At 42.3% G+C, this 23,059-nt stretch carries 25 protein-coding genes and 1 riboswitch; of the genes, 5 read left to right on the plus strand and 20 right to left on the minus strand.

Annotation, left to right across the window (positions count from 1 at the left end; translation table 11 throughout):
• Positions 1-93: 93 nt before the first annotated feature.
• Entirely contained in the window at positions 94-702 is a 609-nt protein-coding gene (locus AC3WJJ_RS08405) for a TVP38/TMEM64 family protein (protein WP_422657027.1), read from the plus strand.
• A gap of 71 nt (positions 703-773) precedes the next feature.
• Here the strand turns inward: AC3WJJ_RS08405 and AC3WJJ_RS08410 are convergent, their stop codons facing one another.
• From AC3WJJ_RS08410 to AC3WJJ_RS08440, 7 genes are all read right to left on the minus strand, one after another.
• Positions 774-1,283, minus strand: a complete 510-nt coding sequence (locus AC3WJJ_RS08410) for a hypothetical protein (protein WP_492539704.1) — start codon at positions 1,281-1,283, stop codon at positions 774-776.
• A 69-nt stretch (positions 1,284-1,352) separates the two neighbouring features.
• Positions 1,353-1,748 carry a monovalent cation/H(+) antiporter subunit G gene (mnhG, locus tag AC3WJJ_RS08415; protein ID WP_492541965.1) on the minus strand — a complete coding sequence of 132 codons (396 nt, stop codon included), beginning with the start codon at positions 1,746-1,748 and terminating at the stop codon, positions 1,353-1,355.
• Positions 1,741-2,025 carry a Na(+)/H(+) antiporter subunit F1 gene (locus AC3WJJ_RS08420; RefSeq protein ID WP_422657029.1) on the minus strand — a complete coding sequence of 95 codons (285 nt, stop codon included), beginning with the start codon at positions 2,023-2,025 and terminating at the stop codon, positions 1,741-1,743. Before AC3WJJ_RS08420 ends, mnhG begins: the two co-directional genes overlap by 8 nt.
• On the minus strand, positions 2,025-2,501 hold the full coding sequence (locus AC3WJJ_RS08425) for a Na+/H+ antiporter subunit E (protein WP_492539706.1): 477 nt from the start codon (positions 2,499-2,501) through the stop codon (positions 2,025-2,027). The genes AC3WJJ_RS08420 and AC3WJJ_RS08425 overlap by 1 nt, the downstream gene beginning before the upstream one ends.
• Positions 2,502-2,506: 5 nt before the next feature.
• The gene (locus AC3WJJ_RS08430) at positions 2,507-3,988 is read right to left on the minus strand and encodes a Na+/H+ antiporter subunit D (protein ID WP_492539708.1); all 1,482 of its coding nucleotides are present in this window, start codon (positions 3,986-3,988) and stop codon (positions 2,507-2,509) included.
• Positions 3,981-4,319, minus strand: coding sequence for a Na(+)/H(+) antiporter subunit C (locus AC3WJJ_RS08435; protein ID WP_422657032.1), 339 nt, complete (start codon positions 4,317-4,319; stop codon positions 3,981-3,983). Before AC3WJJ_RS08435 ends, AC3WJJ_RS08430 begins: the two co-directional genes overlap by 8 nt.
• Positions 4,320-4,321: 2 nt before the next feature.
• A complete protein-coding gene (locus AC3WJJ_RS08440) occupies positions 4,322-7,180 on the minus strand; it encodes a Na+/H+ antiporter subunit A (RefSeq protein ID WP_492539710.1) in 2,859 nt (952 codons plus the stop codon).
• 243 nt (positions 7,181-7,423) lie between these two features.
• Between AC3WJJ_RS08440 and AC3WJJ_RS08445 the strand changes: the two genes are divergently transcribed.
• Positions 7,424-7,648, plus strand: coding sequence for a hypothetical protein (locus AC3WJJ_RS08445; protein ID WP_492539712.1), 225 nt, complete (start codon positions 7,424-7,426; stop codon positions 7,646-7,648).
• A 22-nt stretch (positions 7,649-7,670) separates the two neighbouring features.
• Here the strand turns inward: AC3WJJ_RS08445 and AC3WJJ_RS08450 are convergent, their stop codons facing one another.
• From AC3WJJ_RS08450 to AC3WJJ_RS08485, 8 genes are all read right to left on the minus strand, one after another.
• Positions 7,671-7,946, minus strand: coding sequence for a hypothetical protein (locus AC3WJJ_RS08450; RefSeq protein ID WP_492539714.1), 276 nt, complete (start codon positions 7,944-7,946; stop codon positions 7,671-7,673).
• A gap of 189 nt (positions 7,947-8,135) precedes the next feature.
• Positions 8,136-8,984: a bifunctional 5,10-methylenetetrahydrofolate dehydrogenase/5,10-methenyltetrahydrofolate cyclohydrolase gene (locus tag AC3WJJ_RS08455; RefSeq protein WP_492539716.1), complete on the minus strand. Its 849-nt coding sequence runs from the start codon at positions 8,982-8,984 to the stop codon at positions 8,136-8,138.
• Between the two features lie 71 nt (positions 8,985-9,055).
• Positions 9,056-9,133: riboswitch (ZMP/ZTP riboswitch) on the minus strand.
• Positions 9,134-9,188: 55 nt separating this feature from the next.
• On the minus strand, positions 9,189-9,374 hold the full coding sequence (locus AC3WJJ_RS08460; protein WP_492539718.1) for a hypothetical protein: 186 nt from the start codon (positions 9,372-9,374) through the stop codon (positions 9,189-9,191).
• A 67-nt stretch (positions 9,375-9,441) separates the two neighbouring features.
• Positions 9,442-10,851 (minus strand): sucrose-specific PTS transporter subunit IIBC, encoded by a 1,410-nt coding sequence (locus tag AC3WJJ_RS08465; RefSeq protein WP_492539720.1) that lies wholly within the window; start codon positions 10,849-10,851, stop codon positions 9,442-9,444.
• A gap of 1 nt (position 10,852) precedes the next feature.
• Positions 10,853-12,349 carry a glycoside hydrolase family 32 protein gene (locus AC3WJJ_RS08470; protein WP_492539721.1) on the minus strand — a complete coding sequence of 499 codons (1,497 nt, stop codon included), beginning with the start codon at positions 12,347-12,349 and terminating at the stop codon, positions 10,853-10,855.
• Positions 12,350-12,505: 156 nt separating this feature from the next.
• Positions 12,506-13,489, minus strand: coding sequence for a LacI family DNA-binding transcriptional regulator (locus AC3WJJ_RS08475; protein ID WP_492539723.1), 984 nt, complete (start codon positions 13,487-13,489; stop codon positions 12,506-12,508).
• Positions 13,486-13,881, minus strand: a complete 396-nt coding sequence (locus tag AC3WJJ_RS08480) for an MmcQ/YjbR family DNA-binding protein (RefSeq protein WP_492539725.1) — start codon at positions 13,879-13,881, stop codon at positions 13,486-13,488. Before AC3WJJ_RS08480 ends, AC3WJJ_RS08475 begins: the two co-directional genes overlap by 4 nt.
• Positions 13,882-13,948: 67 nt before the next feature.
• Positions 13,949-14,755 (minus strand): Cof-type HAD-IIB family hydrolase, encoded by an 807-nt coding sequence (locus AC3WJJ_RS08485; protein ID WP_492539727.1) that lies wholly within the window; start codon positions 14,753-14,755, stop codon positions 13,949-13,951.
• Between the two features lie 200 nt (positions 14,756-14,955).
• On the opposite strand from AC3WJJ_RS08485, the gene AC3WJJ_RS08490 reads away from it, so the two are divergent.
• Both AC3WJJ_RS08490 and AC3WJJ_RS08495 read left to right on the plus strand, forming a co-directional pair.
• Positions 14,956-15,660 (plus strand): TolB family protein, encoded by a 705-nt coding sequence (locus tag AC3WJJ_RS08490; protein WP_492539729.1) that lies wholly within the window; start codon positions 14,956-14,958, stop codon positions 15,658-15,660.
• Complete coding sequence (locus AC3WJJ_RS08495; RefSeq protein WP_492539730.1) at positions 15,629-16,966, plus strand: S9 family peptidase; 1,338 nt, start codon at positions 15,629-15,631, stop codon at positions 16,964-16,966. The genes AC3WJJ_RS08490 and AC3WJJ_RS08495 overlap by 32 nt, the downstream gene beginning before the upstream one ends.
• Before the next feature lie 81 nt (positions 16,967-17,047).
• Here AC3WJJ_RS08495 and AC3WJJ_RS08500 read toward each other — a convergent pair whose 3' ends face one another.
• The gene (locus tag AC3WJJ_RS08500; RefSeq protein WP_422657044.1) at positions 17,048-17,509 is read right to left on the minus strand and encodes a hypothetical protein; all 462 of its coding nucleotides are present in this window, start codon (positions 17,507-17,509) and stop codon (positions 17,048-17,050) included.
• A 272-nt stretch (positions 17,510-17,781) separates the two neighbouring features.
• Between AC3WJJ_RS08500 and AC3WJJ_RS08505 the strand changes: the two genes are divergently transcribed.
• Positions 17,782-19,038 (plus strand): MFS transporter, encoded by a 1,257-nt coding sequence (locus AC3WJJ_RS08505; protein ID WP_492539733.1) that lies wholly within the window; start codon positions 17,782-17,784, stop codon positions 19,036-19,038.
• 105 nt (positions 19,039-19,143) lie between these two features.
• Here the strand turns inward: AC3WJJ_RS08505 and AC3WJJ_RS08510 are convergent, their stop codons facing one another.
• From AC3WJJ_RS08510 to AC3WJJ_RS08525, 4 genes are all read right to left on the minus strand, one after another.
• Positions 19,144-20,151, minus strand: coding sequence for an HAAS signaling domain-containing protein (locus AC3WJJ_RS08510; protein ID WP_492539735.1), 1,008 nt, complete (start codon positions 20,149-20,151; stop codon positions 19,144-19,146).
• A 3-nt stretch (positions 20,152-20,154) separates the two neighbouring features.
• The gene (locus AC3WJJ_RS08515; protein ID WP_422657050.1) at positions 20,155-20,499 is read right to left on the minus strand and encodes a PadR family transcriptional regulator; all 345 of its coding nucleotides are present in this window, start codon (positions 20,497-20,499) and stop codon (positions 20,155-20,157) included.
• A 198-nt stretch (positions 20,500-20,697) separates the two neighbouring features.
• Positions 20,698-21,225: a hypothetical protein gene (locus tag AC3WJJ_RS08520; protein ID WP_492539737.1), complete on the minus strand. Its 528-nt coding sequence runs from the start codon at positions 21,223-21,225 to the stop codon at positions 20,698-20,700.
• 65 nt (positions 21,226-21,290) lie between these two features.
• Complete coding sequence (locus AC3WJJ_RS08525) at positions 21,291-22,811, minus strand: amidase family protein (RefSeq protein ID WP_492539739.1); 1,521 nt, start codon at positions 22,809-22,811, stop codon at positions 21,291-21,293.
• Positions 22,812-23,059 lie beyond the last annotated feature (248 nt).

Genomic DNA, 23,059 nt, shown 5'->3' on the forward strand with positions numbered 1-23,059 from the left:
GTATTTCATACAAGAATTCAAATGGCTCAGATACATATAAAGTGACTAACGCGAGTTAAAACCAGGTATCGACAGGGAGAGATCGTACTCATCATGATGGATTGGATTGAGCAAGCTTTTACCTTTTTGAAAAATATAGATATGAATCAAGTCGAATCCTGGCTTCAAGAATACTCTAGCTTGGGTCCGCTTCCAGGCATACTTCTTTCTTTCATTGAAGCTTTTCTTCCCATTCTACCTCTTATTGTCATTGTGATGGGCAATGCAGCCGCCTATGGCTTGTGGTGGGGGTTTCTATTCTCATGGATCGGCGTGTGTGCTGGTGCTATTGCAGTCTTCTGGTTATCGCGTAAATTAGGTGGTAAGCTTGGACTCTATATTCAAAAGCGAATGCCCGGTACACAGCGTTTCTTTCACTGGATTGAAGAAAAGGGTTTCACGCCTATTTTTATACTCTATTGTTTCCCATTTACGCCATCGGCACTTATCAATGTTGCATCGGGTATAAGTACTGTATCCATGACTACCTTCATTATTGCCGTAATGGCAGGTAAATCGGTCATGATCTTTATGGTTGCTTTCATCGGTCATGATTGGCAAGGGTTTGTTCAGCAACCGTGGCGAATACTCATTGCCGTTGGCGTGCTCTGGCTGCTATGGCTCGCCGGTAAAAAATTAGAGAATCGTTATCATCACGCTTAAATAGCGTGGCTACTTATAAAAGAAGGCCACTCGAGGAATCCTCCTCAGGTGGCCTTTTAGCATTGATTCTATTATACGAATTGCACAAACTCCTCAGGGTCAGTGTGAATATACTGAGCAATCTTGTGATGAATCACTTCATCACATTGTAAGAACTTTTCATAGAATGCACTGAATGAATTCAACAGCTCTGGATCCTCTGCCACATCTGTTCGAGATACCTTGAATCCTTCGAGACTACTAGGGTAGCCTTTGGCCTTCAGATAGAATTCAATACTCTCCAGCAGCACTGACGCCTCTTCTCCTCCGAAGAAACGTAAGCTCCCTTTTAAAGCCATCCATTTCGGTGGTTGAGCCAGAAAGTAGGCACTCCACCAAAACAACTCTTCCGGTGAATGATGCACGTGGTCGTAGTATACACGGTACATGAACAATAGCTGCTGTCCATGTGTCAGTCCATCATAGAAACGTCTCTCTTCCTCACCACGCATTCTCGCTTCCTTGAAAGCTTGAATTAATGGGGCAAAACAGACGTCCCCTAGGCGATGCTCCTCTAGCAAATTGAATTCATTACGATTCATGCACACTCTTAGCAATAGATCAGCTCCTTTAGAGTGATTATCGCTATGCGATGAAATGAAGTCAATAAGTTATTTATTAAGTGTACGCTCAGTTTGCTTCTCTTGCTGTATATCCATATATTCTTTCTCCAGTGCAGGGCGAAGATCATCGTTCGTGCTCTCACTCCATAACGGAACCCCGGAACGATAAGCTGCTCTCCCGTTAAGATGACCCGCTACTGGAGCGGTAATAAATACGAAGATGATGCCAAGCAGAAGCTTTGCGCTAATATGCTCAACATAAAATGCAAAGTACAGAAATGCACCTGATAAAATGAGAAGCACACCGAGCGTTGAGCTTTTCGTCGCCGCATGTGAACGCAAGTACACATCAGGCAGACGAATTAACCCGAACGCACTTAAAGCACTTATCAAAGCACCTAGCAATATGACGATACCGAGCAGTAATTCTCCAATTTCACTCATCGTTACTCCGTTCAATGACATCACCCCTTTCAATATATCTCGCTAAGGCTGTTGTGCCTATGAAAGTCAGAATACCAATTAACAAGATGATGTCTAGATATGCTTCTGTTCGAAACAGCATCGAGAGAACAGCGATCATAGACAGCAAGATAATCCCGATCGTATCTAGTGACATGATCCGGTCATTCATGGAAGGTCCTTTTATTAACCGATATAAGCACCCAAGAATGGCGAGGGACAGGACGGCAAGTGAAATAATAAGCAGCGTATTCAACATTACCGCGTCACCTCCAGAATCGCCTTCTCGAAACTATCTTTGATCTGCTGAACAACTTCACCTTTGTCCTCGATATCCATCGCGTGAATATAAAGCTTCTTTTTATCATGTGAGACTTCCATCGTCAGCGTCCCCGGTGTTAAGCAGATTAGACAGGATAGTACGGTGATCTCCCAATCTGTCTTCAATTCAGTTTCGTATTCAAAAATCCCTGGGCGAATATTCAGTTTCGGTCTAATGATCTGACCAATGACCGTAAAGCTTGATTTAAATAGTTCCTTCAGGAATAGCAAGAGAAGAGCGATGACCGCCCACAACTTCCGCAGATAAAAATCATGTGGCCAAAACCGATTGAGCAAACCTATGAGCGCTGCACCAATCATGTAGCCAACTATGAATTGCTTAGCAGACCAGTCCGAATAAAGAAACATCCAGACAAAGGCAATAATTAGATTTAGTAAAATTTGATGGCCCATCTACACTACTCCTTTAATACAGCATCGATGTATATGGACGGATTCGCTAATACCTCACCCGCCTGTCCGGCAAAGGAATAGATCCACTCCGAACCCAAGCCGAGACCAATAACTAAAATGAACAATCCGATCACAGAAATGTAAGCCGTACTATGCCACTTTTTCAAATCCCGGACAGGAAGTAAGTGATCTTCCTTCCAAAATGCTCCCATAAACATTTTAATCAAGGAGTATAGCACGAGCAGGCTTGAGGCAACAGCAACAATCGTGAGCCATATTTCGCCTTCACTCAGACCACCACGTACCATCAGTACTTTACCAGGGAAGCCACTAAGAGGAGGTATACCAACGAGCGCCAGTACCAAGATGAAGAACATCCAGCCAATGAGTGGATAACGCTTGATCAATCCGCCCATCTCGCTTAGCTTGTTCGTGCCTGCAGCAGCAATGATCATCCCTCCCAAAATGAACATCAACGCTTTTGCAATCATGTCATGCATGAGATACATCACTGTGCCATCTAGTGATTCCTTTGTGGCCACCGCTAAACCAAAAGCGATGAAGCCGACACTAATGATAACGTTATAGTTGAGAATTCGATGAATGTCCTTGTAAGCTACAGCTCCTAGTCCACCTAATATCATCGTGGCTGCCGCCATCCATGCAATGATGTTATGAGTGAACCCTTGATCGTGATAAAAGATAAGCGTAAAGGTTCGAATGATCGCATACAATCCGACCTTCGTCAGCAGTGCCCCGAACAAAGCCGTTACAGCGGTTGGAGGAACACTGTATGAACCCGGTAACCAGAAAAATAGGAACAATCCAGCTTTTAAAGCGAAAACGATCAAGAACATGATCGCGATCACATTCAGGATCCCACCCTGCCCAGCTTCAGCCACTCGAACGGATAAATGAGCCATGTTCAGCGTACCCACTACTCCATACAGATACGCCATCGCTGCGACGAATAAGCTCGATGAGATGATATTAATCAACACATATTTCAGCGTCTCCCTAAGCTGCCGTTTCGTACCCCCAAGTACAATCAATGCATACGAAGCGATGAGCATAACTTCAAAGCATACAAACAGGTTAAATAGATCACCCGTCAGAAAAGAGCCGATCACACCTGCAAGAATGAATTGAACAAAAGGGTAAAAATAATACTTTTCACGCTGTTCCCCTATCGTACGGAAGGCATACAAGAGACAGCCTGCCGCTACGACAAGCGTCGTTAATACAAGCAGTGCTGCAAACATATCCGCTACAAATACAATCCCGTATGGCGGCATCCATCCCCCCATGTAAAGAGTCTGTATTCCCTTGTCCTGCACCTGTCCAATCAAAATGACAACAGAGATAATATTAATTACAACACTGATTATACTGATCCACCGCTGCGCTTTAACCTGCTTGGGCAGGAATATGAGAACGACTGCAGTTAATAAAGGGATCAGAAGTGGGAGAACGATCAGGTTATTCATCTTCATTCCCCCTTAACTCTTCCATATCATCTGTTCCGAGCCGCTGATATGCCTTATAAGCTAGCACGAAAAAGAACGATGTCACACCGAAACTAATAACGATGGACGTCAGTATCAGCGCTTGTGGGAGCGGATCTACATAAGATTCTGCTTGCTCTCCTAAAAGCGGTGCTGCCCCTGTCTTCAATCTAGCTGTCGTGAGTAGCAATAAATGGATCCCATGCGTTAATAGGGACGTTCCCAAAATGATACGGAGTAAACTTTTGGAGAGAATCAAGTAAACCCCGACGGCGAACAAGACGCCGATGGCAAGTGACATATATAATTCCATGGCTAGTCGTCCCTCCCAATTGAATAAATAATCGTCATGGTGACTCCAACGACCGCCAAATATACACCTAAGTCGAATAATACAGCGGTCGCCAGCTCCGTATCACCAAGCAGTGGTAGATCAAAATGATTAAAAGCATGGCTGAGGAATGGTGCACCAAACAAAAATGATCCCATAGCTGTAAGGTACGCAATTAGAAGGCCAATCGCTGCCATCGCTCTGTAGTTTACTGGAACGATCTTTCGGCTTACATCCATACCAAAAGCCATAGATAAAAGCACTAAGGCAGATGCAGTCATGAGCCCACCAATGAAGCCGCCACCTGTACTGTTATGCCCTGCAAGGAAAAGATACAGCGCAAATGTCAGTACGATAAAAATGACAACCTTCGAGATGGTTCTTAAGATGACGTCATTGCTATTCGGAAGAACAATATCAAGTCTCCGCTCTCTCTGTCCCAGTATCGCATCACCTGGATCAATCTTAATCATTGCATATATTGCAAGTGCAGCAACACAGAGTACCGTAATTTCAAGCATCGTATCAAATCCACGGAAGTCAACGAGAATAACGTTAACTACGTTCTTACCTCCCGCGAGTTTTTTACTTCCATTGATGAAGAAATCTGAAATAGGTTCAAACATTCTGCCGCTGGAAGCTCCTAATGCGATCAATGTCATCACGATACCAACACCTGCAGAAATGAGCGCATTTGTCCATTTGAAACTAAGTTTAACTTTCTCCTTCTTCAGTTTCGGCAAATGATAGAAGCAGAGCAGGAACAGCATAACGGAGACCGTCTCTACAATCATCTGAGTAAGTGCCAGATCCGGCGCTCTGAAGATAACAAAGAACAGTGTAACCATATAACCTGACATACCGGTCAAGATAATCGCTACAAGTCGTGTGCGGACAAATAGAAGTGCCAGCACGGAAACAACAAGGACGATAATAACGATTGCCTCATAAAACGACACAGGAGCAAAGTTCGAGGTATCAATCTTAATACCACCTATATATACGATAGCGTAACCTAATAGCGCGATCATAAATGCAAATATATAGATGACATAGTGACGAATGGATCCAGTCATATATGTTCCTGTAATCTTATGACCTCCACGCTCTAATGTAGAGAGACCACTGTCGTAAGCGCGATTAAAAGTGATTCGGTTAAATAACGGTCTGTTTAACAAGCGTACTTTTCCATAAAGCTTGTAAAGGATCGTCCCTAGAATGATAATTCCAATCGTCATAAAGATCTCTGTAGTCCAGCCGTGCCAGAACTCGATCTTCACGAGGAATTTATCACCCGGTGTTAGCATATCTGGCATAATAGCTGCCATTGCAGGCTCGATCAACGAGTATGACAAAATGTTTGGGAATAGCCCGAACAATACGACAAGCGAAGCCAAGATCACTGGTGGAATAAGCATGCCGAGTGGAGCTTCGTGAGGTTTCTTATTAAGCTTGTTCGGTTGAAACTTCCCTGTAAAAGTTTTGAACACCAAGATCATGCTGTACAGGAATGTAAATACACTTGCTACCCAAGCCACAACAGGAATGAGAATACTCCATGTCTCCGCATTCCAGAAATTCATTTCCGTGGCGTGAAGCACAGCCGTAAAGAACATTTCTTTACTTAGAAAACCATTAAACGGTGGTAATCCTGCCATCGAGAATGCACCTATTGCAGCGATCGTAAAAGTGATGGGCATCAGTGACATCAAGCCGCCAAGCTTGCGGATATCACGCGTACCTGTCTCATGGTCAACGATACCTACCACCATAAACAATGCACCTTTAAATGTAGCGTGATTGATAAGATGGAAGATCGCTGCGGTTGTTGCTTTTGTGTAGATAAGGGAGTCTGGATTCCCCGAGTAAAATGCGGCGGCGGAACCAAGACCTAGCAAGCTCATAATTAGACCTAGCTGACTTATGGTCGAGAATGCTAATAGAGCTTTAAGATCGGTCTGTTTAATAGCTCGAATTGAGCCATAAATGAGTGTGGTTAATCCCACGGCTGTTACAATCCAGAACCATTCGGCTTGACCTGCGAACACAGGACTAAAGCGGGCAACCAAATACAGTCCTGCTTTAACCATCGTAGCAGAGTGGAGATAAGCACTGACAGGTGTAGGTGCTTCCATTGCGTCAGGTAACCAAATATGAAATGGAAACTGAGCTGATTTCGTAAATGCCCCGAGCAGAATAAGAATCATAGCAGGAATAAATAATCCATGACTTGTTATCTCACTGCTATTAGCTATGATTTCACGAACACTCATACTGTTTGACATGATGGATAGCATCAGGAATCCAGTAAACATAGCAAGACCACCAAATACAGTGATGAGCATGGACTTTAATGCCCCGTATCTGGAACGATCACGCGTATGCCAGAAAGCGATTAGAAGAAAAGACGATACACTTGTCAATTCCCAAAATCCATAAAGCACCATTACGTTGTCTGATAACACAACGCCGAGCATAGCTCCCATGAACAGAAGCAGATAAACATAAAAGCGATGGATTGCTTCTTTGTTCTTATCCATATAAAACACGGAATAGAAGACAACAAGCATACCAATCCCTGTAATCAGTAGTGCAAATAACAAGCTTAGCCCATCCAGATATACGGTGAAGTTAATACCTAATGAAGGGATCCACCGTAAGGTTGAAAGTACACCTTCCCCATCTTGTATAGAAGGGATCCTGCCAATGAAATACGCAAATAATAAGGCAGGAACAGGTAGAATAAACCATCCTGTGTGTACTCGTTTCATGTACTTGTAAAGCAGAGGTACCAGAACGGCATAAAATATCGGTACCATAATGGCGACGTGAAGCAGCGACAAGTTGATTCCTCCTTAGCCCAAAAATGTTAATCTTCCCTTAGTATTGCCAATACAAAGATCGTAAGACCGAAAAAACGCAAAAAGAGCCCGCTGTTGGCAGGCTCCTCCGGTTACTTCCATATGTAATTAGCGTACAACTTCAAACTGTGAACCAGTATATCTTAAATTCAGCGTTTTTGTCAAAAGAAAAATGAATGAAAATAATTCAATTGGGCATCACTCTTAAGTGAGGAGTGATAAAGAATGATCATCCGAAAAATCACAGTTTGCGTATTGCTATTCGCTGTTCTACTTATGGGTGCAGTCCTTCTAGACAACTACATCAGCCGGATCCATTATCCTGATTCTACGGTCTCACCATTTAGCTACAATGATAATATAAACACTCATAATCCAATGGAAACAGAAAGCACTCGATTCTTTTTACCACGAGAATATATCCGAATTCTTTATCACCTAGACGAGTAAACAAGCGTTTAAGGTATATGTGTTACAGATTTTTAAAAGCTTGAATGAAACGCTCCGGGCTATCTTTCACCGTATAGGAATATACGCCGAATTTCGTATGCAAGTATAGAAAGCCGCCAGCCTTTCCCATCTGACGATAGGACAAGTCGAATACATCTGCAACCTTAAATTCACGATACTGCGTTACAATCCGATCGCGGTACAAATACAATGTCCTGTTATCCTCATACATGATTTGCTCCGTACTTCCAATCTCTCTTTGAATTTTGTAATAGGGCTGTACAGCCAACCAATCCATATTCGCCCTCCCTGATCTAATCATTTCAAATTTATTACCCATTGTAGCACATAAAATGTGTGGGATTATTTTACACCATAGTTGAATAACCCTTGTAACCATTGGTGATGCATTCATGATCTAACTCAGAAAAACCCCGAATTTGTTAAATTCGGGGTTTTTTTGTCTTCTTTTTCATTATGGTAAGTATTACTTCACAGCACTCTTCTCTGCTGCATCAACAGTATGCTTGAGAAGTGTTGCAATCGTCACTGGGCCTACTCCACCTGGAACGGGCGTTATCGCACTTGCACGCTCATAACACGCCTCGTAATCACAGTCTCCTATGTTCCCTTCATTATAGCCTGCATCCATAATCACAGCACCTGGCTTAATCCAGTCTCCTTGGATAAAGTTCGGTTTACCAACTGCAGCCACAACAATATCCCCTTGAGAGACCAATTGGTCCAAGTTCTGTGTTCTCGAATGACAGATTGTAACCGTAGCATTTCGGTTCAGAAGCATCAAGGATACTGGCTTACCGAGGATTGGACTTCTGCCAACAACAACGGCATGCTTTCCTTCCATAGGAAGCTGGTATTCGTCCATAATAGCTAGAATGGCTGCAGGAGTACATGAAGGAAATGCAGCCTGATCAAATGCATTTTGTGCAAACCCTAGCATTGTGACGCCATCCACATCTTTTTCAATAGAAATAGCTTCAAACGCAGCACGTTCATCAATATGATGAGGAACAGGATGCTGCAGCAATATTCCGTGTACGGAGGGATCAGTATTCAGATCTTGAATAACATTGATCAACTCCTTCGTAGAAGTAGACGCCTCCAACACAACCCGTTTGGAATCAATTCCAAGTCTTTTGCAGGCGTTACCTTTCATGCGGACATATGTTTCAGAAGCAGGGTCATCCCCAACAAGAATCGTGGCAAGACAAGGTGTTACACCTTTTTGTACCAAATGGTTTACACGATCCTTCAATGCCTCTTTAATATTACTCGCTACTTGGTTACCATCCAAAATCAACGGTTCGTTCTTCATCCTAATCAGCCCTTTCGACATTTATGTTAATAAAACACAAAGAGGTAAAGCGATTCTGATTAGAATCGCTTTACCTCTGCCCAGGCGTACGGCTGTTATCTATGTGCTCCCTCATGGTATTCCATGTTACGCCAGTTACACATAGTAGTTTTTTTAAATATATCACGTTTTGAAGTAAGGTGCACCTGAATTTCCTAATGTGATTTACGAATCTTTTTTTCTGCGATTCCTCAAGTGTTCCATTATTTCAAGCGCTCCTATAAATAGAACGAACAATATAAACATTGAAATAGACCGGCCATAATCGATCAGACCGAACTGCGGAGCGACCGCTGCCGTGATACCTACAACGATTATCCCGAGTACAGACAATTTCCACCCTCTAAACATTGATGTATGACTCCTCGCTATTCAGCTTCTTGTCCATCATTATACAATGTTCTCAGGCAGAAAAAATCTATTTTTTGTTAGAAACGTCATTAAGCATTCGATCATTAAATCCAAAGAACCAAGTTAATGTGAACGCAACACCCATCGCAACTAAGTTACACAGGATATAAAGTGGGAGCTGACTGTTCAAGTACAAGAGCGTTCCTGGTATAACCGTTACAGCCATGCCTGTCGCTTTTAACTGTAACAATGAAGCCATAAAACCACCAACACCACCACCGATAAGCCCCATCACAAATGGTTTGACATATCGAAGATTAACCCCGAAGATAGCTGGCTCTGAAATACCTAGAAAAGCAGAGAATGACGATGGAAGAGAAAGCGCCTTTAGCTTCTTATTCTTGGTCTTCAAGCCCACAGCTAGGCAAGCTGCCCCTTGAGCAGCCATTGCACTTGTAACAATCGCATTAAAAGGATTAGCACCCGTGCGCTCTAGCAACTGGATTTCTAGAAAATTAAAAATATGGTGCACACCTGTGACCACAATGATCTGATTAAAGAAGCCAATGATAAGCCCCGCCAGTCCAAAAGGAAGCTCTAGCAAGTATGTCGTTGCATTTAGAACAACCTCTTCAACCGAGTGAAATACCGGACCAATGGCAAATAGTCCAAGCGCAATCATAACCACAAGTGTTAGGAATGGAGTTACGATTAGATCCAGCGCTTCCGGAATTCTTTTTCTAAGAAAACGTTCGAACTTTGCCCCTATGAGTCCCATGAAAAATGCGGGAAGCACGGACCCCTGGTAACCTACAACAGGAATGAATCCAAGGAAAATAAGTGCTTCTGATGAACCATTAGCTACTTCATAAGCATTTGGAAGAGCAGGATTAACAAGCATTAATCCGAGCACAATCCCTAGAACCGGACTACCTCCAAACACCCTGAAGGCAGACCATGCCACTAACGCAGGTAGAAAGGCGAACGCCGTATCTGTGAGCACCTGAGTGAATAATAGGAAATTAGGAGAAATGTCTGCTGGGGTTGCACCAAACCAAGCAAGCATTTGTTCTTGTGTCAGCAGCCCCCTAAGCCCCATGAATAGCCCTGTTGCGACCAATACGGGAATAATCGGCACGAACACATCACCAAATGTACGGATGGCCCGTTGAAAAGCATTGCCTGATTTTTTTGATTCCTTCTTCAACTCATCTTTACTTGTACTCTCAAGCCCTAGGCTTTCAACGGCTTCAAATATTTGATTGACCGTACCAGTACCGAAGATGATTTGATACTGACCTGAGTTGAAAAATGCACCTTTAACCTTATCGATATTCTCCACTTTCTCCTGGTCAATCTTCTCCTTATCATGCACCATGATACGAAGTCTAGTTGCACAGTGAGCGAAAGAAGCGATGTTCTCCCTCCCACCGATTGCCTCCACTACTGATTTTGCGATTTCCCGATTGTCCGCCATCCTAATACTCCCCTTTCTTTAAGTCTACGGCTTGTTTAAGATCCCACTTCGTTACTGCTATATCAGCACTGCCTCCTTCGGTGAACACTCGTATCCCCTCACTTCCGGGCTGCGGAAAGATTCTACTCGTAAATACCTCTGACCCATCATTAACAAATAACTCCACTGAGGATATATCTACAAAGAGATGAAGTTTTAGCTGCTCTCCATCCATATGACACGATCTAGTCATTCCATATTCTTGACCAACAGGTTCACCGGATGCGGATCGATCCAGCGTTAGTGTGCTGCGCTTCCTGTCATATTTAATCACCGTCTGTTCATGCTCACTAGCACGAATTGAAATCCCTACAACATCCGCCTTTATATCATGAAATTCACATATCATTTCGTAACAGGTTCCAGCGAGTCGCTTATAGGTACGAACTTCATTCGTAATCTTGTCCTTTATCTCCATAGATTGCTCCCGTAGGAGTCGGAGTTCTGGAACCGGCTGTTGTATTAACTTGCCCTGATCGATTTTGAGTTCTCTTGGGATGGTAAGACAGTGAGCCCATCCATGCGAATCCGTTGGGTAGTCAACTTCAGGCTGACCCATCCATGCAACCAGAATCCGGCGTCCCTTCTCATCCTCCATCGTCTGAGGTGCATAGAAATCAAATCCACGATCCAGCTCATCAAAATCTCCATGATCAAACTCTAATGTATCTCGGTTCAGCGGCCTTCCTAATACAAATCCTGATTGGTATATATTGTGATAACGCTCTCCCTCTGGACGCAACCCTTGAGGTGAGAAGATGAGTACACCGTTGCCATCCAATTCAAAATAATCTGGGCATTCCCACATATAACCGAAACCGTTCAATCCAGTCTTTATCTCTCCTCGGAGCTGCCACTTTATTAGGTCAGGCGATTCGTATACTACCGCAGCTCCTGTAAGGTTTCGCCTTTGGGAACCAATCACACAGCGATACATATCTTCGTCTTTCCATACCTTCGGATCACGAAAATGATCGGTATATCCTTGTGGAATATTAGCTATAAGGGGTTCGCTTCTTTTTCTAACTAAACCGCTTTCATTCATAGTGGCTAAGCATTGATAAGGTTGTCTGTTCCAGTCTTGATCCCGAGTATTACCTGTGTACATCAAGTAAAGCTTGTTATCTTTAACAATCCCGCTTCCCGAGTAGGCACCATGGGAATCAATCGGATCACCGGGAGCAATGGCGATACCTTCATTATGCCAAAACACGAGATCCTTGGACTTGGTATGATACCAGTATTTCATTCCATGATACGTCCCGAGTGGAAACCATTGATAGAAGAGATGATACTCTCCTGCATAGAAACAAAATCCATTGGGATCATTCAATAGTCCGGTTGCAGGCTGAACATGGAATTTCTGACGCCATGGACTTCGTGCAACCAGATCAGTTAAAGCGGCAATCTCTTCGGGAGAAGCCTGTGTGAGAAGCCGATATTTCTGTTCTCTGTCCATCTCTCTTCTCCTTTACAAAGAATTATTAATATCTAACTTTAAAAAACAGATACAACGGAACCGGTTCCATTCATGAGTAAAAAAATGAACTCAGTTCCAAAAAAGCTTTTGTTATCCTTTTTGGAACCGGTTCCGCATTTAGTATAAATGATTATTTCAAACGCTGTCAACACTTTCACGATCCATAAAATCATATCCAAGAATTGTTAATGGTTTCACGGATTCTTCTCTCACTAGTTTTATGATATTTAATGCAGCCAATCGACCTGACTGCGAATAACCATATTTAACCGTTGTAAGGCTTGGATGAATCACTTCAGTGACGTCATAACCGCCGAATCCAGTAACGGATAACCGTTCAGGAATCCTTATTCCTTTCATGTAAGCAGCCTTCATGACACCCAGTGCAATGTTATCCGTAGCACATACAATTATAGATGGGTTACTTTGATCTAGAATGGATGAGGCTGCTATAACGGCATCTGACATTTTAAAGCCACTCTCATAAAAATTCACTTCAACATCAGCACGTTTGTGGATAGCATCTTGAAAGCCTTGTTTTCGATGAACACCAACGGCTACATCTTTCTCAGTGACACCAAGATAAGCGATCTGCTTATGTCCTTTATTCAAGATATACTGACCCACATCATAACCTGCACCATAATCGTCATACACCATGCTATGAACATCCGGATGCTGTTGACCAAGAAGGATAACCGGAACCTCTATTTCTTGAATCGCTGTCAAATGAGCTTCTGTGACCTGTGTAGCAAATAGAATAATGCCCGAAATTTTCTGTCTGGCCAGATCATATAGTGCTTCTATTTCCCGAATTAAATCTTGGCTTGTATTCACAATGAGCAGCTGGTAGCCCTGAGACCTAAGCTCTTCATCAAGGCCGGTAACCGATTGAGAGGCAGAGAAAGAGTCAAGCCTCGGAACGATGGCTCCAATCATATTCGTCTTCTTCGCCTTTAGGCTTTGAGCAAATGTATTGGGAGTATATCCTGTTTCTTGGATCACTTGATCAAGCTTTCTACGGGTAGCGTCACTAACGGATCCACCATTTAAATAACGGGATACCGTGCTTTTTGCCACTCCTGCAATCTTGGCTATATCGGTAATCGTATTTTTCATTCTTTATCCTCGTAGATTGTGGCTGAGGGCACTTTGCCTTCGTTTATTGTAATTCGGATCGATTTAGGCAAGCTTTTAACCACCAGATCATAGGAATGATTGATCATATCGTGAAGGTCAGAATCTGTTAATGAACCATCTATAGTAACGGTATTCCAATGTTTTTTATTTAGGTGATAACCTGGCTGTACTGCGCTATGTTGCTCTCGCAGGTTCTCAGCAATAAGAGGATCACACTTTAGGGATATGCTCGATATTTGCTTATTTTCCGATTTGGAGATCAATGCAAACATCTTCCCTCCAACCTTGATCACAAGCGGTTCTGGGCCGAACGGGTAGTCTTCAATTGCTCCCTTTTTGGATAAACAATAGGCTATAAAATCGCTATTCATGGATTTATTCTCCTTCATCCTTCATTATTCATTTAATATAACATGTCAAAAGGATGATAGCGTAGTTCTATACCGCAGACATCCCTGCAGAGGAGATTAAATTAAGCTGCATAAGCCCTTTCATGATCCCATCTTGGTCAACATCACTCGTTATATATTTTGCTACTTGTTTAACCTCCGGTTGTGCATTCCCCATCGCTACACCGTGTCCAACATACTGTAGCATTTCAAGATCATTGTAATGATCTCCAAAGGCTACAACCTCTTTGCGGTTAATCCCAAGATGATTGATCATACGCTCAATTCCTGCGGCTTTAGAGCCTCCAAGCGGTAAGACGTCTGTAGCAAACTCATCCCAACGCACAAAACGAAGTATATCCTTATATTCCTGTTCGTATAAGACCTGTTCTTGCTCGGTACAAAATACAATCGCCTGATATATCTCTCTATTCATATAATAATGCGGATCATATTCTGGCATCTCAATCTTCAAAGGACCGTAACTTGAATCTACACGTATATGTTTGGCCACATTCATTCTCATATGCTCTTCACTGACATAAAGAATTGGTTGGTCTGAACGAACAGCAAATGCAGTCAACGACTGAAGCACTTCAGAAGGAATGGGATGTGTATAAATGACTTCTCCCTTGTACACCACATATTGCCCATTCATGCTAACATAAGAATCAATCTCAAGTTCTTCTAGGAGATCCTTGAATAGAAATGGAGATCTGCCCGTTGCAATCGCAACCTCATGACCATTCGCCTTTAACTCCTTTATGGCAGCTTTAGTGGAAGGTGGTATGTTTTTATCATGATCTAGCAAGGTGCCATCTATATCAAAAAAGATCATTTTCTTATGCTCATTCATTTCATTTCCTCCTTTGGTGACTCTTTTTCACCATCCAAGCATAATGTATGAAACGCATTTCAGGTCAAGAGACTAATTATTAACCAGCTGCTGATTAAGCAACTGGTTTTTTCTTTGTAATAGATAGATTTTGAATGTTTTATCTGGGATAATGTGGTATATAATCATGGTCAACACTATGAACTAGGGGGAATAACAGCATGAATGATAAACGCGCCATCACTGCCGAAGACTTGTACCAAATACAGTGGGTGAATGATCCTGTCGTTTCTCCTGAGAACGGTGCCGTCGCCTACGTCTTAAGGAAAGTAAATGATAAACATGACGGATACCACTCCCATATCCGATTGATGAATGCAGATGGGACTCACGATATTCCTTTTACAACAGGAGTACAGGATACCGTACCTGCATGGTCTCCAGACGGATCTCAGCTCGCTTTTCTTCGTCATAAAGAAGGCGTAAGTCAAGTGTGGATCATGCCGGCTCATGGGGGTGAAGCTCTTGCAATGACGGATTATAAGTATGGGGTGAGCACATTTAAGTGGTCTCCTGACGGCTCTTCTCTCCTTATCAAATCGGAAGCTGCAAGTGTACTTTCTTCAGAGCTGGATGTTGAGAAGAACGACACACCACAATTACCCGAAGAGATAATTATTGATCGTATGAAGTTCAAATCAGACGGTGGAGGTTTATGGAATGGTCGTCGAAGTCATTTGTTTCTATTCGACCTAACAAATAAGGAAAGCGCACAGCTTACAGAAGGCGCTTATGATATAGGCTCTTTCGCTTGGTCTCCAGATGGACTAGAGATTGCTTTCACCACTGCGTCTTCAGCTGATCATTATCCTGATCCAGACCTTAGGCTGACGAATGATCTTATTCACTCTAGATCTGGTCAATAAGTCTAAGAAGCAGCTAACAGACGGATCCCTCGCCATTGACTTTATTTCTTACACACCCGATGGACAGTCCATACTTATGCTGGCTGATGACTTATCACATGGATTCGCTACTCTGACTAGAATCTACCTTATCTCAGTAAACGATTGTTCATATCAAGTACTGTTTGATGAACTAGATATTCAGCTGGGACATAGCTGTGTGAGTGATATGAGGTCTGGAGCCGGGTCTCCACCGCAGTTCAGTAAGGATCAAAAATCGGTATATGTACAACTCAGCCGAAATGGTAGTGTGCATATTGGTCGATTCACACTTGATGGTTTAGAGCATCAAGTTACGATCAGCGGTGATCGAGAGGTCTACCAATTCGCACTTACCTCTGAGGAGAATCTGATATTCGCTGCCGCAGATCCTATGCAACCCGGTGATCTTTTTACATACAATCGTAATCGCGGGGAAGAAAGTAGACTAACGCGGTGGAATGAATCCTTCTTAGATGAACTACAACTGAGTGAACCCGAAGAATTCACTTTTGAAACTTCTGATGGTTGGCCGATTCAAGGATGGATCATCAAACCAATTCATTTCGTTGAAGGCTCCAAAGTTCCAGCTGTGTTAGAAATCCATGGTGGCCCACAAGCGATGTACGGTCACACATTCATGCAGGAGTTCCAATTGCTTGCAGCATCTGGATATGCTGTCTTCTATACGAATCCTCGTGGAGGTCACGGCTATGGACAGGTACATGTAAACACAGTGCGCGGCGATTACGGAGGACGGGATTACCAAGATCTCATGGAATCCGTAGATCATATATTAAAGACTTACTCCTATATCGATGAATCACGTTTAGGGGTAACCGGCGGAAGCTATGGTGGGTTTATGACGAACTGGATTGTCGGTCACACAGATCGCTTTAAAGCAGCGGTCACGCAGCGATCGATTTCTAACTGGATCTCTTTTTATGGCATAAGCGATATCGGATATTATTTCACAGAAGATCAGATTTGGGGTAACCCTTGGGATCATTTCGAGAAACTGTGGAAGCATTCACCTCTTGCTTATGTGAATAACGTTCACACCCCTCTGCTTATTCTTCATGGTGAACAAGATTTGAGATGTCCAATTGAGCAAGGCGAACAGCTGTTTATCGCCCTAAAGCGCCTTCATAAAGAAACCCAGCTCATTCGTTTTCCTGGAGCTGATCACAATTTATCCAGAAGCGGTCATCCGCACCTACGTGTAAGGAGACTTCGTCATATTGTACGCTGGTTTGAAGAACATATTGAACGATCCGCGGACTCATAAACATATTTAAAACCGCATGAACAGATTGTTCATGCGGTTTCTTCTACCTGTAATTATTAATTTAATATTACTATAGAAAACTCAGATCCGCGTCATCGACGATTGTGGTCCAATCTTTATGACTTCAATATTATGACGCTCTGCCCAGCGTATTATTTCACGAATTCCTTCACAATTAGAATCCATGAATTTGAAGTTACTAGCAACTCTTGGACTCTTCTTACCTTTTAACTTAAAGCTAAATGCTGCACTCCGGCAACCAGAAACGCGAATAACTTCAACGTCTTCTGCTCTTATGGTCTCTTCATGTATTCTGATCGTACTTGTATCATTCTGAATTTCAACACGACGTTTTACCATTCTAGCGTAAAATTCGATGACCAGGGCTGTGACCATCACCAAGTTCACAAGCATCTGAGCATAAAACAATACTGGATATGACTGCTGCGTCCAAACACCGATTTGAAACATAACAATGCTGAATAATAAGGATAAGAAAATAACTTCTTTCATACGAGTGGCATATTTGATCTGATAGTTCATATTAAATCCGCTCCTATCTGTGTATTGACCGTCATAATGTAAGTGCTTACAAAACATCTTACCTTATTATACCACCTTTGTACATATTTCAGACACATTTAAGCCACATTTTTGTCAAATATTTTTTATTAAATTTCTTGCAATCGATCATTATTGTTGTTATCACTCATATTCTCTTCCTAAAGTTACAGAAATATTATTCTTATTGCTCTAAGAATGAAGTAGTATTATGGATGCAACATCAAACGTAAACATCTCGGAGGGATTACGGATTGCAAAATTCATCTAAGATCAAAAAACTTGCTCATCCAAAATGGAACTACTTTATTCTGCTGCTCGTTGTATTTGGAGGATTTCTTATCTTTGGATTCTCTGAGAATATTAAAGGTCCGGCTATTCCTAGAATGCAATCCGAATTTCAACTTGATGAAATGCAGCTTGGATTACTCCTTGCTTTTAATTCATTAGGCTATTTGATCGCTTGTTCATTCACAGGCATTTTATCATCACGAATCGGAGTTAAGTGGACTGGGATATTAGCCTTTAGTTCAATGGCTATATCCGGTATACTCATGTATTTGTCTACTAACTATGCCTTCTTATCTGCATCTTATTTTCTTATGTACATAGGCAACGGAATGTTGGAAATCGGGCTTGCGATCATGGCTGCCCGAATCTTTACAAAAAACACAGGCACGATGATGAACTTGTCCCATTTCTTTTATGGTCTTAGCTCTACCGTTGCGCCAATTATCGCATCATCCATGATGGGTTGGAATGTATTTGGCGGTGAGCTTGGTTGGCGAGGAATGTATCTCATCATGCTATCTCTGTCACTACTTCCAATTATCCCTTCTGTAATCGGAAAGTTCCCAGGGGATGAACAAATGGTTGGTGAACGGATACCACTTAAACGCTTCTTTAAGGATAAGATTGCGTGGCTCATTGTTGCCGTCTTGTCGTTCGGGGTTGTATCGGAGATGGCTGTAGGGGGCTGGCTTGTTTATTACTTAGAAAAAGCATATGGCTGGTCCATCGACTCAGCTTCAAGTATGCTCTCCATATTCTTTCTCTTCTTCATGTTATCTCGATTATTTGTCGGACCGATAACAGATCGAATTGGTTATACCGTATCCATCATGCTATTCTCCGCTTTTTCAGGAATATGCACACTTATAGCTATTGTTATCGGACAGAAAGGTGCCATTCTATTCGCTGTCGCTGGTATCGGAATTGCTCCGATCTACCCTACTGTTATGGCGCTGCTCGCAAAACGTTATCCCAGCAGCACAGATTCGGCAATTACATTTACAGTTACATTGATGGGAATAGCAAGTGTTATAGGGAATTTGCTCATTGGTGTAATTATTGACGGGGTTCGTTCTCTATTCCAAAGATACGGTGAAGCAGAAAGCTCTATTATAGGTCTTCAAGCGGGCTATGGATTTATCGGATTTCTTGCTCTTCTGTGCTCAGCTACCTGCGTCATCCTGTATTTATATCTTCGAAGAAGAAATGAATTGGTTTAAAAATATCATTTAGCATTTATACTGGATCATATAGAACAAAGAGGCAACCGACCGCTATGGGAAGGCGCCTCTTTGCTCTTTGTAAATGTCGATAATGATTAATCATTATTTCCTATACAGCTTCATCCCTACACTTACAGAATCGATAATGGTTATGATCGCAATTATAGTGATCAATCCACCTTTTGTTGTGTTATTCCATATAGACATCACAGTCTGATACGCTTCACTTCCCATACTGATCAGCCCTGCATGTTCTAATTGGTTCATAAAATCAGCATTCCAAATGGACGGATTAGAGAACATCACAAATATAAGAATCAGAGACGTGATATTGAAAAAGAGATGGGAGATAACAATTTCAGGGGTCCACTTTCGTGTCATCATTTTCAAACAATCTCTAAGGATTGCAATCGCAGTAATCACCCAAATAAACGGAATATATTTACTAAATACTTCCTCATTAAAGACGGGTATTACCCAGTACAAATCATCATTGTATCTGTGTACACCGACTAAATTTAATGCAAAAGTAAATAAAACTAAAGATAAGATCGAGATGATAATCCCGAAGATCGGCTCACTTACTTTAATAAGAGTTCTTGGATTGGGGATCGATGGCAAATCAGATGGACTCCATGATTTCTTCGTATTTAATGTGCGTTTGGAACTGCGGCCTCCCTTCCATTCTACCAAAGCAAAGATGATGGTTACCCACGCGAAGCCTTGGATACATGCTGTAAATAAAGTAACTACATATTCCGCGAACTGCTTCATAATTTCAGTCGGGTTCAAAATCAATTCAATGATTGAAGCTACACTTATCGCTATAGCAATTGAAACAAGGACCACTTTCATAACGGTTACAAAAGGATCGAACATCTCCGGACTGATCAAATAACGCTCTTTCCCTCTATACTTTGCTGCTAATTCTGAAGGATCGCCAAGCTCAATCAGTACTTCTTCCACATCATTTTCATGAATGGTTCCATCCCCAACTCTCAGCTCCAGCATATCTTCAATCAAGCCTGTTAATTCCTGCTCGATATCTGATCTTTGTTGTTCGGGAAGTTTCTGAGTTACCGCAAAAACGTACTTCTTCACCAGATCCATTAATTAACCTCCTCCATGATCAATCAAGCCTTCAAGACTTCCAATCAAGCTTCTCCATTCCACACAAAGTTGTTCATAAACTTCCTTGCCTAACGGAGAAAGAGAGTAATATTTCCTCGGTCTTGTGTCATTGGTGTCCCACTGACTTTGAAGCAACTCTTGTTTCTCCAATCTCCGAAGAAGTGGATACAGCGTTCCTGGATCTACATTTATCCCCTTCTCCTCAAGCACTGTGACAAGGGAGTAGCCATATTGCGGCTCAGACAACTGGCTTAGTACACCCAAAATAATGGTTCCGCGTCTTAATTCCTGCATTAATCCATTGATGATTTCATTCACGTCAGCCATATGATCAACTCCTGCATTCAATATACTGTACGACACACACTATTGTAAATAGTAAAATATCATACATTGAATATTATTATCGAAATTGAGTCTTATAAACCTAAATTACACTAAAAAGAGCTGATAACCGATTTTGATCGGTACCAGCTCTTGTTACATTCATTGTTATTTCACATATTCCACGTATAATTCTTATGTTTACTTTGTTGCTATAGTATCCCAGCGATGACTGAATTTATCCAGTCTCGGATGAGGATGATCTGGCTTAGCAGTGAGAATTAATCTAAGCTTTACAATCCATTCTTCGAATGATGAGAATGAAGCAAAAGCATTAGCCATTTCCGGTGACAAAAAAAGAAAATGCGGGGCTGGATATTTCTCCGTCAGATGACGAAGAGCCGCATCGATCGGTGTGTACTTCTTTCTTTTTCCTTCCCAGGATTCTACGATTACATCGGAACGACCAATCTCTTCCACCCAGTACCCAAGCGGCTTCTCACGCTTATGGAACGCGCTGGATAGTTCTTTGAACATTCGTTTTACCGTTTCCTCATGAAGCGGATACAGAATGAGTTTCTTAAAGGATAAGTTATCAAGTAGATCAAGAGCTACTTGTAGGTCGGACTCATGGATGTTTTCAAATGTATCATAAAAGATCAGTGAACCTTTAACCCCTTCTTTAGGTGGCTCATACCCGTAAGGCACGTGTTGTAAATTGCGTGTCATTCGATTACCGCCCTTTCATCTCATGCGTTTCATTCCATGAAGCAATCCAAAATGGTTCTCTACAACTATTCCCCATTATTCGACTCATGACACAAATCGTCCATCATCGGAGGTTGGCGAAATTGAGTAGCCTGCTCATAACCGTAAGCTATTTTGAACAGGGTAGGTTCACTGAAGGATGTACTCACAAATGTAACCCCCTGCGGTCCTTTCGTATTATACCCTCCCGGTGCAATAACACCATCTTTCGCATATCCACCTGGTACGGTGATGGCTGGGTAACCAAGTCGTGCAGCCAGATCATTACAATCCTCGTCACCTAAGAACATCAGGGCATCTAATTGATGCTCCCGAAGAACGTAATCAATTCCTTGTTTGCCAGCAAGTTCTATGTTCTGCTGAACACTATCAAGGTATTCCTGTTCCGTAAGGGTGCCACTAGTCTCTTCACACTTCACGAGGACATCCTGTCCGTATTTTAAAGTCTGTTCCGCATGTTCATTATTAAAAGCGATGACATCGGCCAAGGAATGAACAGGAATGGAAACATCCAGCTTACTTAAGTAGTCATTCAAATACTTTTTGAACTCATAACGGAGAACATGAAAGTCCCATGATGTTTCTTGGCTAGGTAGTTCAACGGGATCGATGATTGTCGCTCCCTTCTCTTTCATGACTTCAATAGCTGCCTCTATGACTTCTAGTCTATCTTTATCTAGGTCCTTATAGTAGTGCCGGGGAATACCAATTCTTGCTTTCTTTAGATAGTCCTTGTCTAAGAATTGGGTGTAGTCTTGATTCACATGCTCTGCACTGGCAAGAGTCTTCTCGTCTCTCTCGTCTACTCCGGTTAAAGCACTCAGAATAATCGCTGCATCTTCGACCGTTCTCGTCATGGGACCAGGAGAATCCTGAGTGTACGTAATAGGAATAATTCCGCTGCGACTCACTAAACCCACGGTAGGCTTTATACCAACAAGACAAGTGTGACTAGATGGACTTATAATTGAACCAGAGGTTTCGGTACCGATGGATGCTGCGCATAAGTTGGCTGCTGTTGCAGCTGCAGAGCCAGAGCTTGACCCACCAATGAATACTTCTCCCGGTCCGTACGGATTGAGCACAAGTCCTCCTTTTGAGCTGTAGCCTGCCCACATGGTCGATGACATGAAGTTAGCCCATTCCGTCATGTTAGCTTTTCCTAGCAATACGGCGCCAGCGGACCTAAGCTTCGCAGCAACAAAGGAATCTTCTGATGCATATGAATCGGCCAAGGCTAAAGATCCTGCACTCGTATGCATTCGGTCTCCCGTATCAATATTATCTTTCAGTAGGATTGGAATTCCATGTAACTTTCCTCGACCGCCTCGCTCCCGGCGTTCTGCATCCAACTTTCTAGCGATCTCAGCGGCATCAGGATTTATTTCAAGAACCGAACGAAGTTTTGGATCATACTTGTTTATCCGATCTATATATAACTGCGTTATTTCTTCAGAGCTAATCCATCCCTGTTCCATGGCTTCCTGCATATCTGAGATCGTTGCTTCTATAATCCAGCTTTCTTTATCTATATTATTTAATAGCATCTATGTGTTCCTCCTAATATTTGTTCAACTATTGAAATAGATTTCGTATATTATTGATTCACATTTTCACCGCCAATATTTACAGAATATTCTATGTAATTCGGGGACAAGCACATATAATCCTCTATAATGAAGCGACATGAGGAAAAGCAATCAGGCCACCCAAGGAATCTACCCTTGAATGGCCTGCCTTCTTCCAAGTGGAGTTCTGTCACATTAACTTTAACTCTTTAGAAATTTACTTTAGA

This window comes from Paenibacillus sp. FW507-14B1B, assembly GCF_058781425.1.

What these genes read in the sequence shown, in the direction of transcription:
- AC3WJJ_RS08455 (WP_492539716.1), bottom strand. Translation starts at nt 8,984, where the DNA reads ATGAAGAACGAACCGTTGATTTTGGATGGTAACCAAGTAGCGAGTAAT.
- AC3WJJ_RS08500 (WP_422657044.1), bottom strand. Translation starts at nt 17,509, where the DNA reads ATGAACTATCAGATCAAATATGCCACTCGTATGAAAGAAGTTATTTTC.
- AC3WJJ_RS08425 (WP_492539706.1), bottom strand. Translation starts at nt 2,501, where the DNA reads ATGGGCCATCAAATTTTACTAAATCTAATTATTGCCTTTGTCTGGATG.
- AC3WJJ_RS08475 (WP_492539723.1), bottom strand. Translation starts at nt 13,489, where the DNA reads ATGAAAAATACGATTACCGATATAGCCAAGATTGCAGGAGTGGCAAAA.
- AC3WJJ_RS08520 (WP_492539737.1), bottom strand. Translation starts at nt 21,225, where the DNA reads ATGACACGCAATTTACAACACGTGCCTTACGGGTATGAGCCACCTAAA.
- AC3WJJ_RS08490 (WP_492539729.1), top strand. Translation starts at nt 14,956, where the DNA reads ATGAATGATAAACGCGCCATCACTGCCGAAGACTTGTACCAAATACAG.
- AC3WJJ_RS08460 (WP_492539718.1), bottom strand. Translation starts at nt 9,374, where the DNA reads ATGTTTAGAGGGTGGAAATTGTCTGTACTCGGGATAATCGTTGTAGGT.
- AC3WJJ_RS08405 (WP_422657027.1), top strand. Translation starts at nt 94, where the DNA reads ATGATGGATTGGATTGAGCAAGCTTTTACCTTTTTGAAAAATATAGAT.
- AC3WJJ_RS08525 (WP_492539739.1), bottom strand. Translation starts at nt 22,811, where the DNA reads ATGCTATTAAATAATATAGATAAAGAAAGCTGGATTATAGAAGCAACG.
- mnhG (WP_492541965.1), bottom strand. Translation starts at nt 1,748, where the DNA reads ATGAGTGAAATTGGAGAATTACTGCTCGGTATCGTCATATTGCTAGGT.
- AC3WJJ_RS08465 (WP_492539720.1), bottom strand. Translation starts at nt 10,851, where the DNA reads ATGGCGGACAATCGGGAAATCGCAAAATCAGTAGTGGAGGCAATCGGT.
- AC3WJJ_RS08450 (WP_492539714.1), bottom strand. Translation starts at nt 7,946, where the DNA reads ATGGATTGGTTGGCTGTACAGCCCTATTACAAAATTCAAAGAGAGATT.
- AC3WJJ_RS08480 (WP_492539725.1), bottom strand. Translation starts at nt 13,881, where the DNA reads ATGAATAGCGATTTTATAGCCTATTGTTTATCCAAAAAGGGAGCAATT.
- AC3WJJ_RS08420 (WP_422657029.1), bottom strand. Translation starts at nt 2,025, where the DNA reads ATGTTGAATACGCTGCTTATTATTTCACTTGCCGTCCTGTCCCTCGCC.
- AC3WJJ_RS08430 (WP_492539708.1), bottom strand. Translation starts at nt 3,988, where the DNA reads ATGAATAACCTGATCGTTCTCCCACTTCTGATCCCTTTATTAACTGCA.
- AC3WJJ_RS08470 (WP_492539721.1), bottom strand. Translation starts at nt 12,349, where the DNA reads ATGGACAGAGAACAGAAATATCGGCTTCTCACACAGGCTTCTCCCGAA.
- AC3WJJ_RS08510 (WP_492539735.1), bottom strand. Translation starts at nt 20,151, where the DNA reads ATGGATCTGGTGAAGAAGTACGTTTTTGCGGTAACTCAGAAACTTCCC.
- AC3WJJ_RS08410 (WP_492539704.1), bottom strand. Translation starts at nt 1,283, where the DNA reads ATGAATCGTAATGAATTCAATTTGCTAGAGGAGCATCGCCTAGGGGAC.
- AC3WJJ_RS08485 (WP_492539727.1), bottom strand. Translation starts at nt 14,755, where the DNA reads ATGAATGAGCATAAGAAAATGATCTTTTTTGATATAGATGGCACCTTG.
- AC3WJJ_RS08495 (WP_492539730.1), top strand. Translation starts at nt 15,629, where the DNA reads ATGATCTTATTCACTCTAGATCTGGTCAATAAGTCTAAGAAGCAGCTA.
- AC3WJJ_RS08435 (WP_422657032.1), bottom strand. Translation starts at nt 4,319, where the DNA reads ATGGAATTATATATGTCACTTGCCATCGGCGTCTTGTTCGCCGTCGGG.
- AC3WJJ_RS08445 (WP_492539712.1), top strand. Translation starts at nt 7,424, where the DNA reads ATGATCATCCGAAAAATCACAGTTTGCGTATTGCTATTCGCTGTTCTA.
- AC3WJJ_RS08515 (WP_422657050.1), bottom strand. Translation starts at nt 20,499, where the DNA reads ATGGCTGACGTGAATGAAATCATCAATGGATTAATGCAGGAATTAAGA.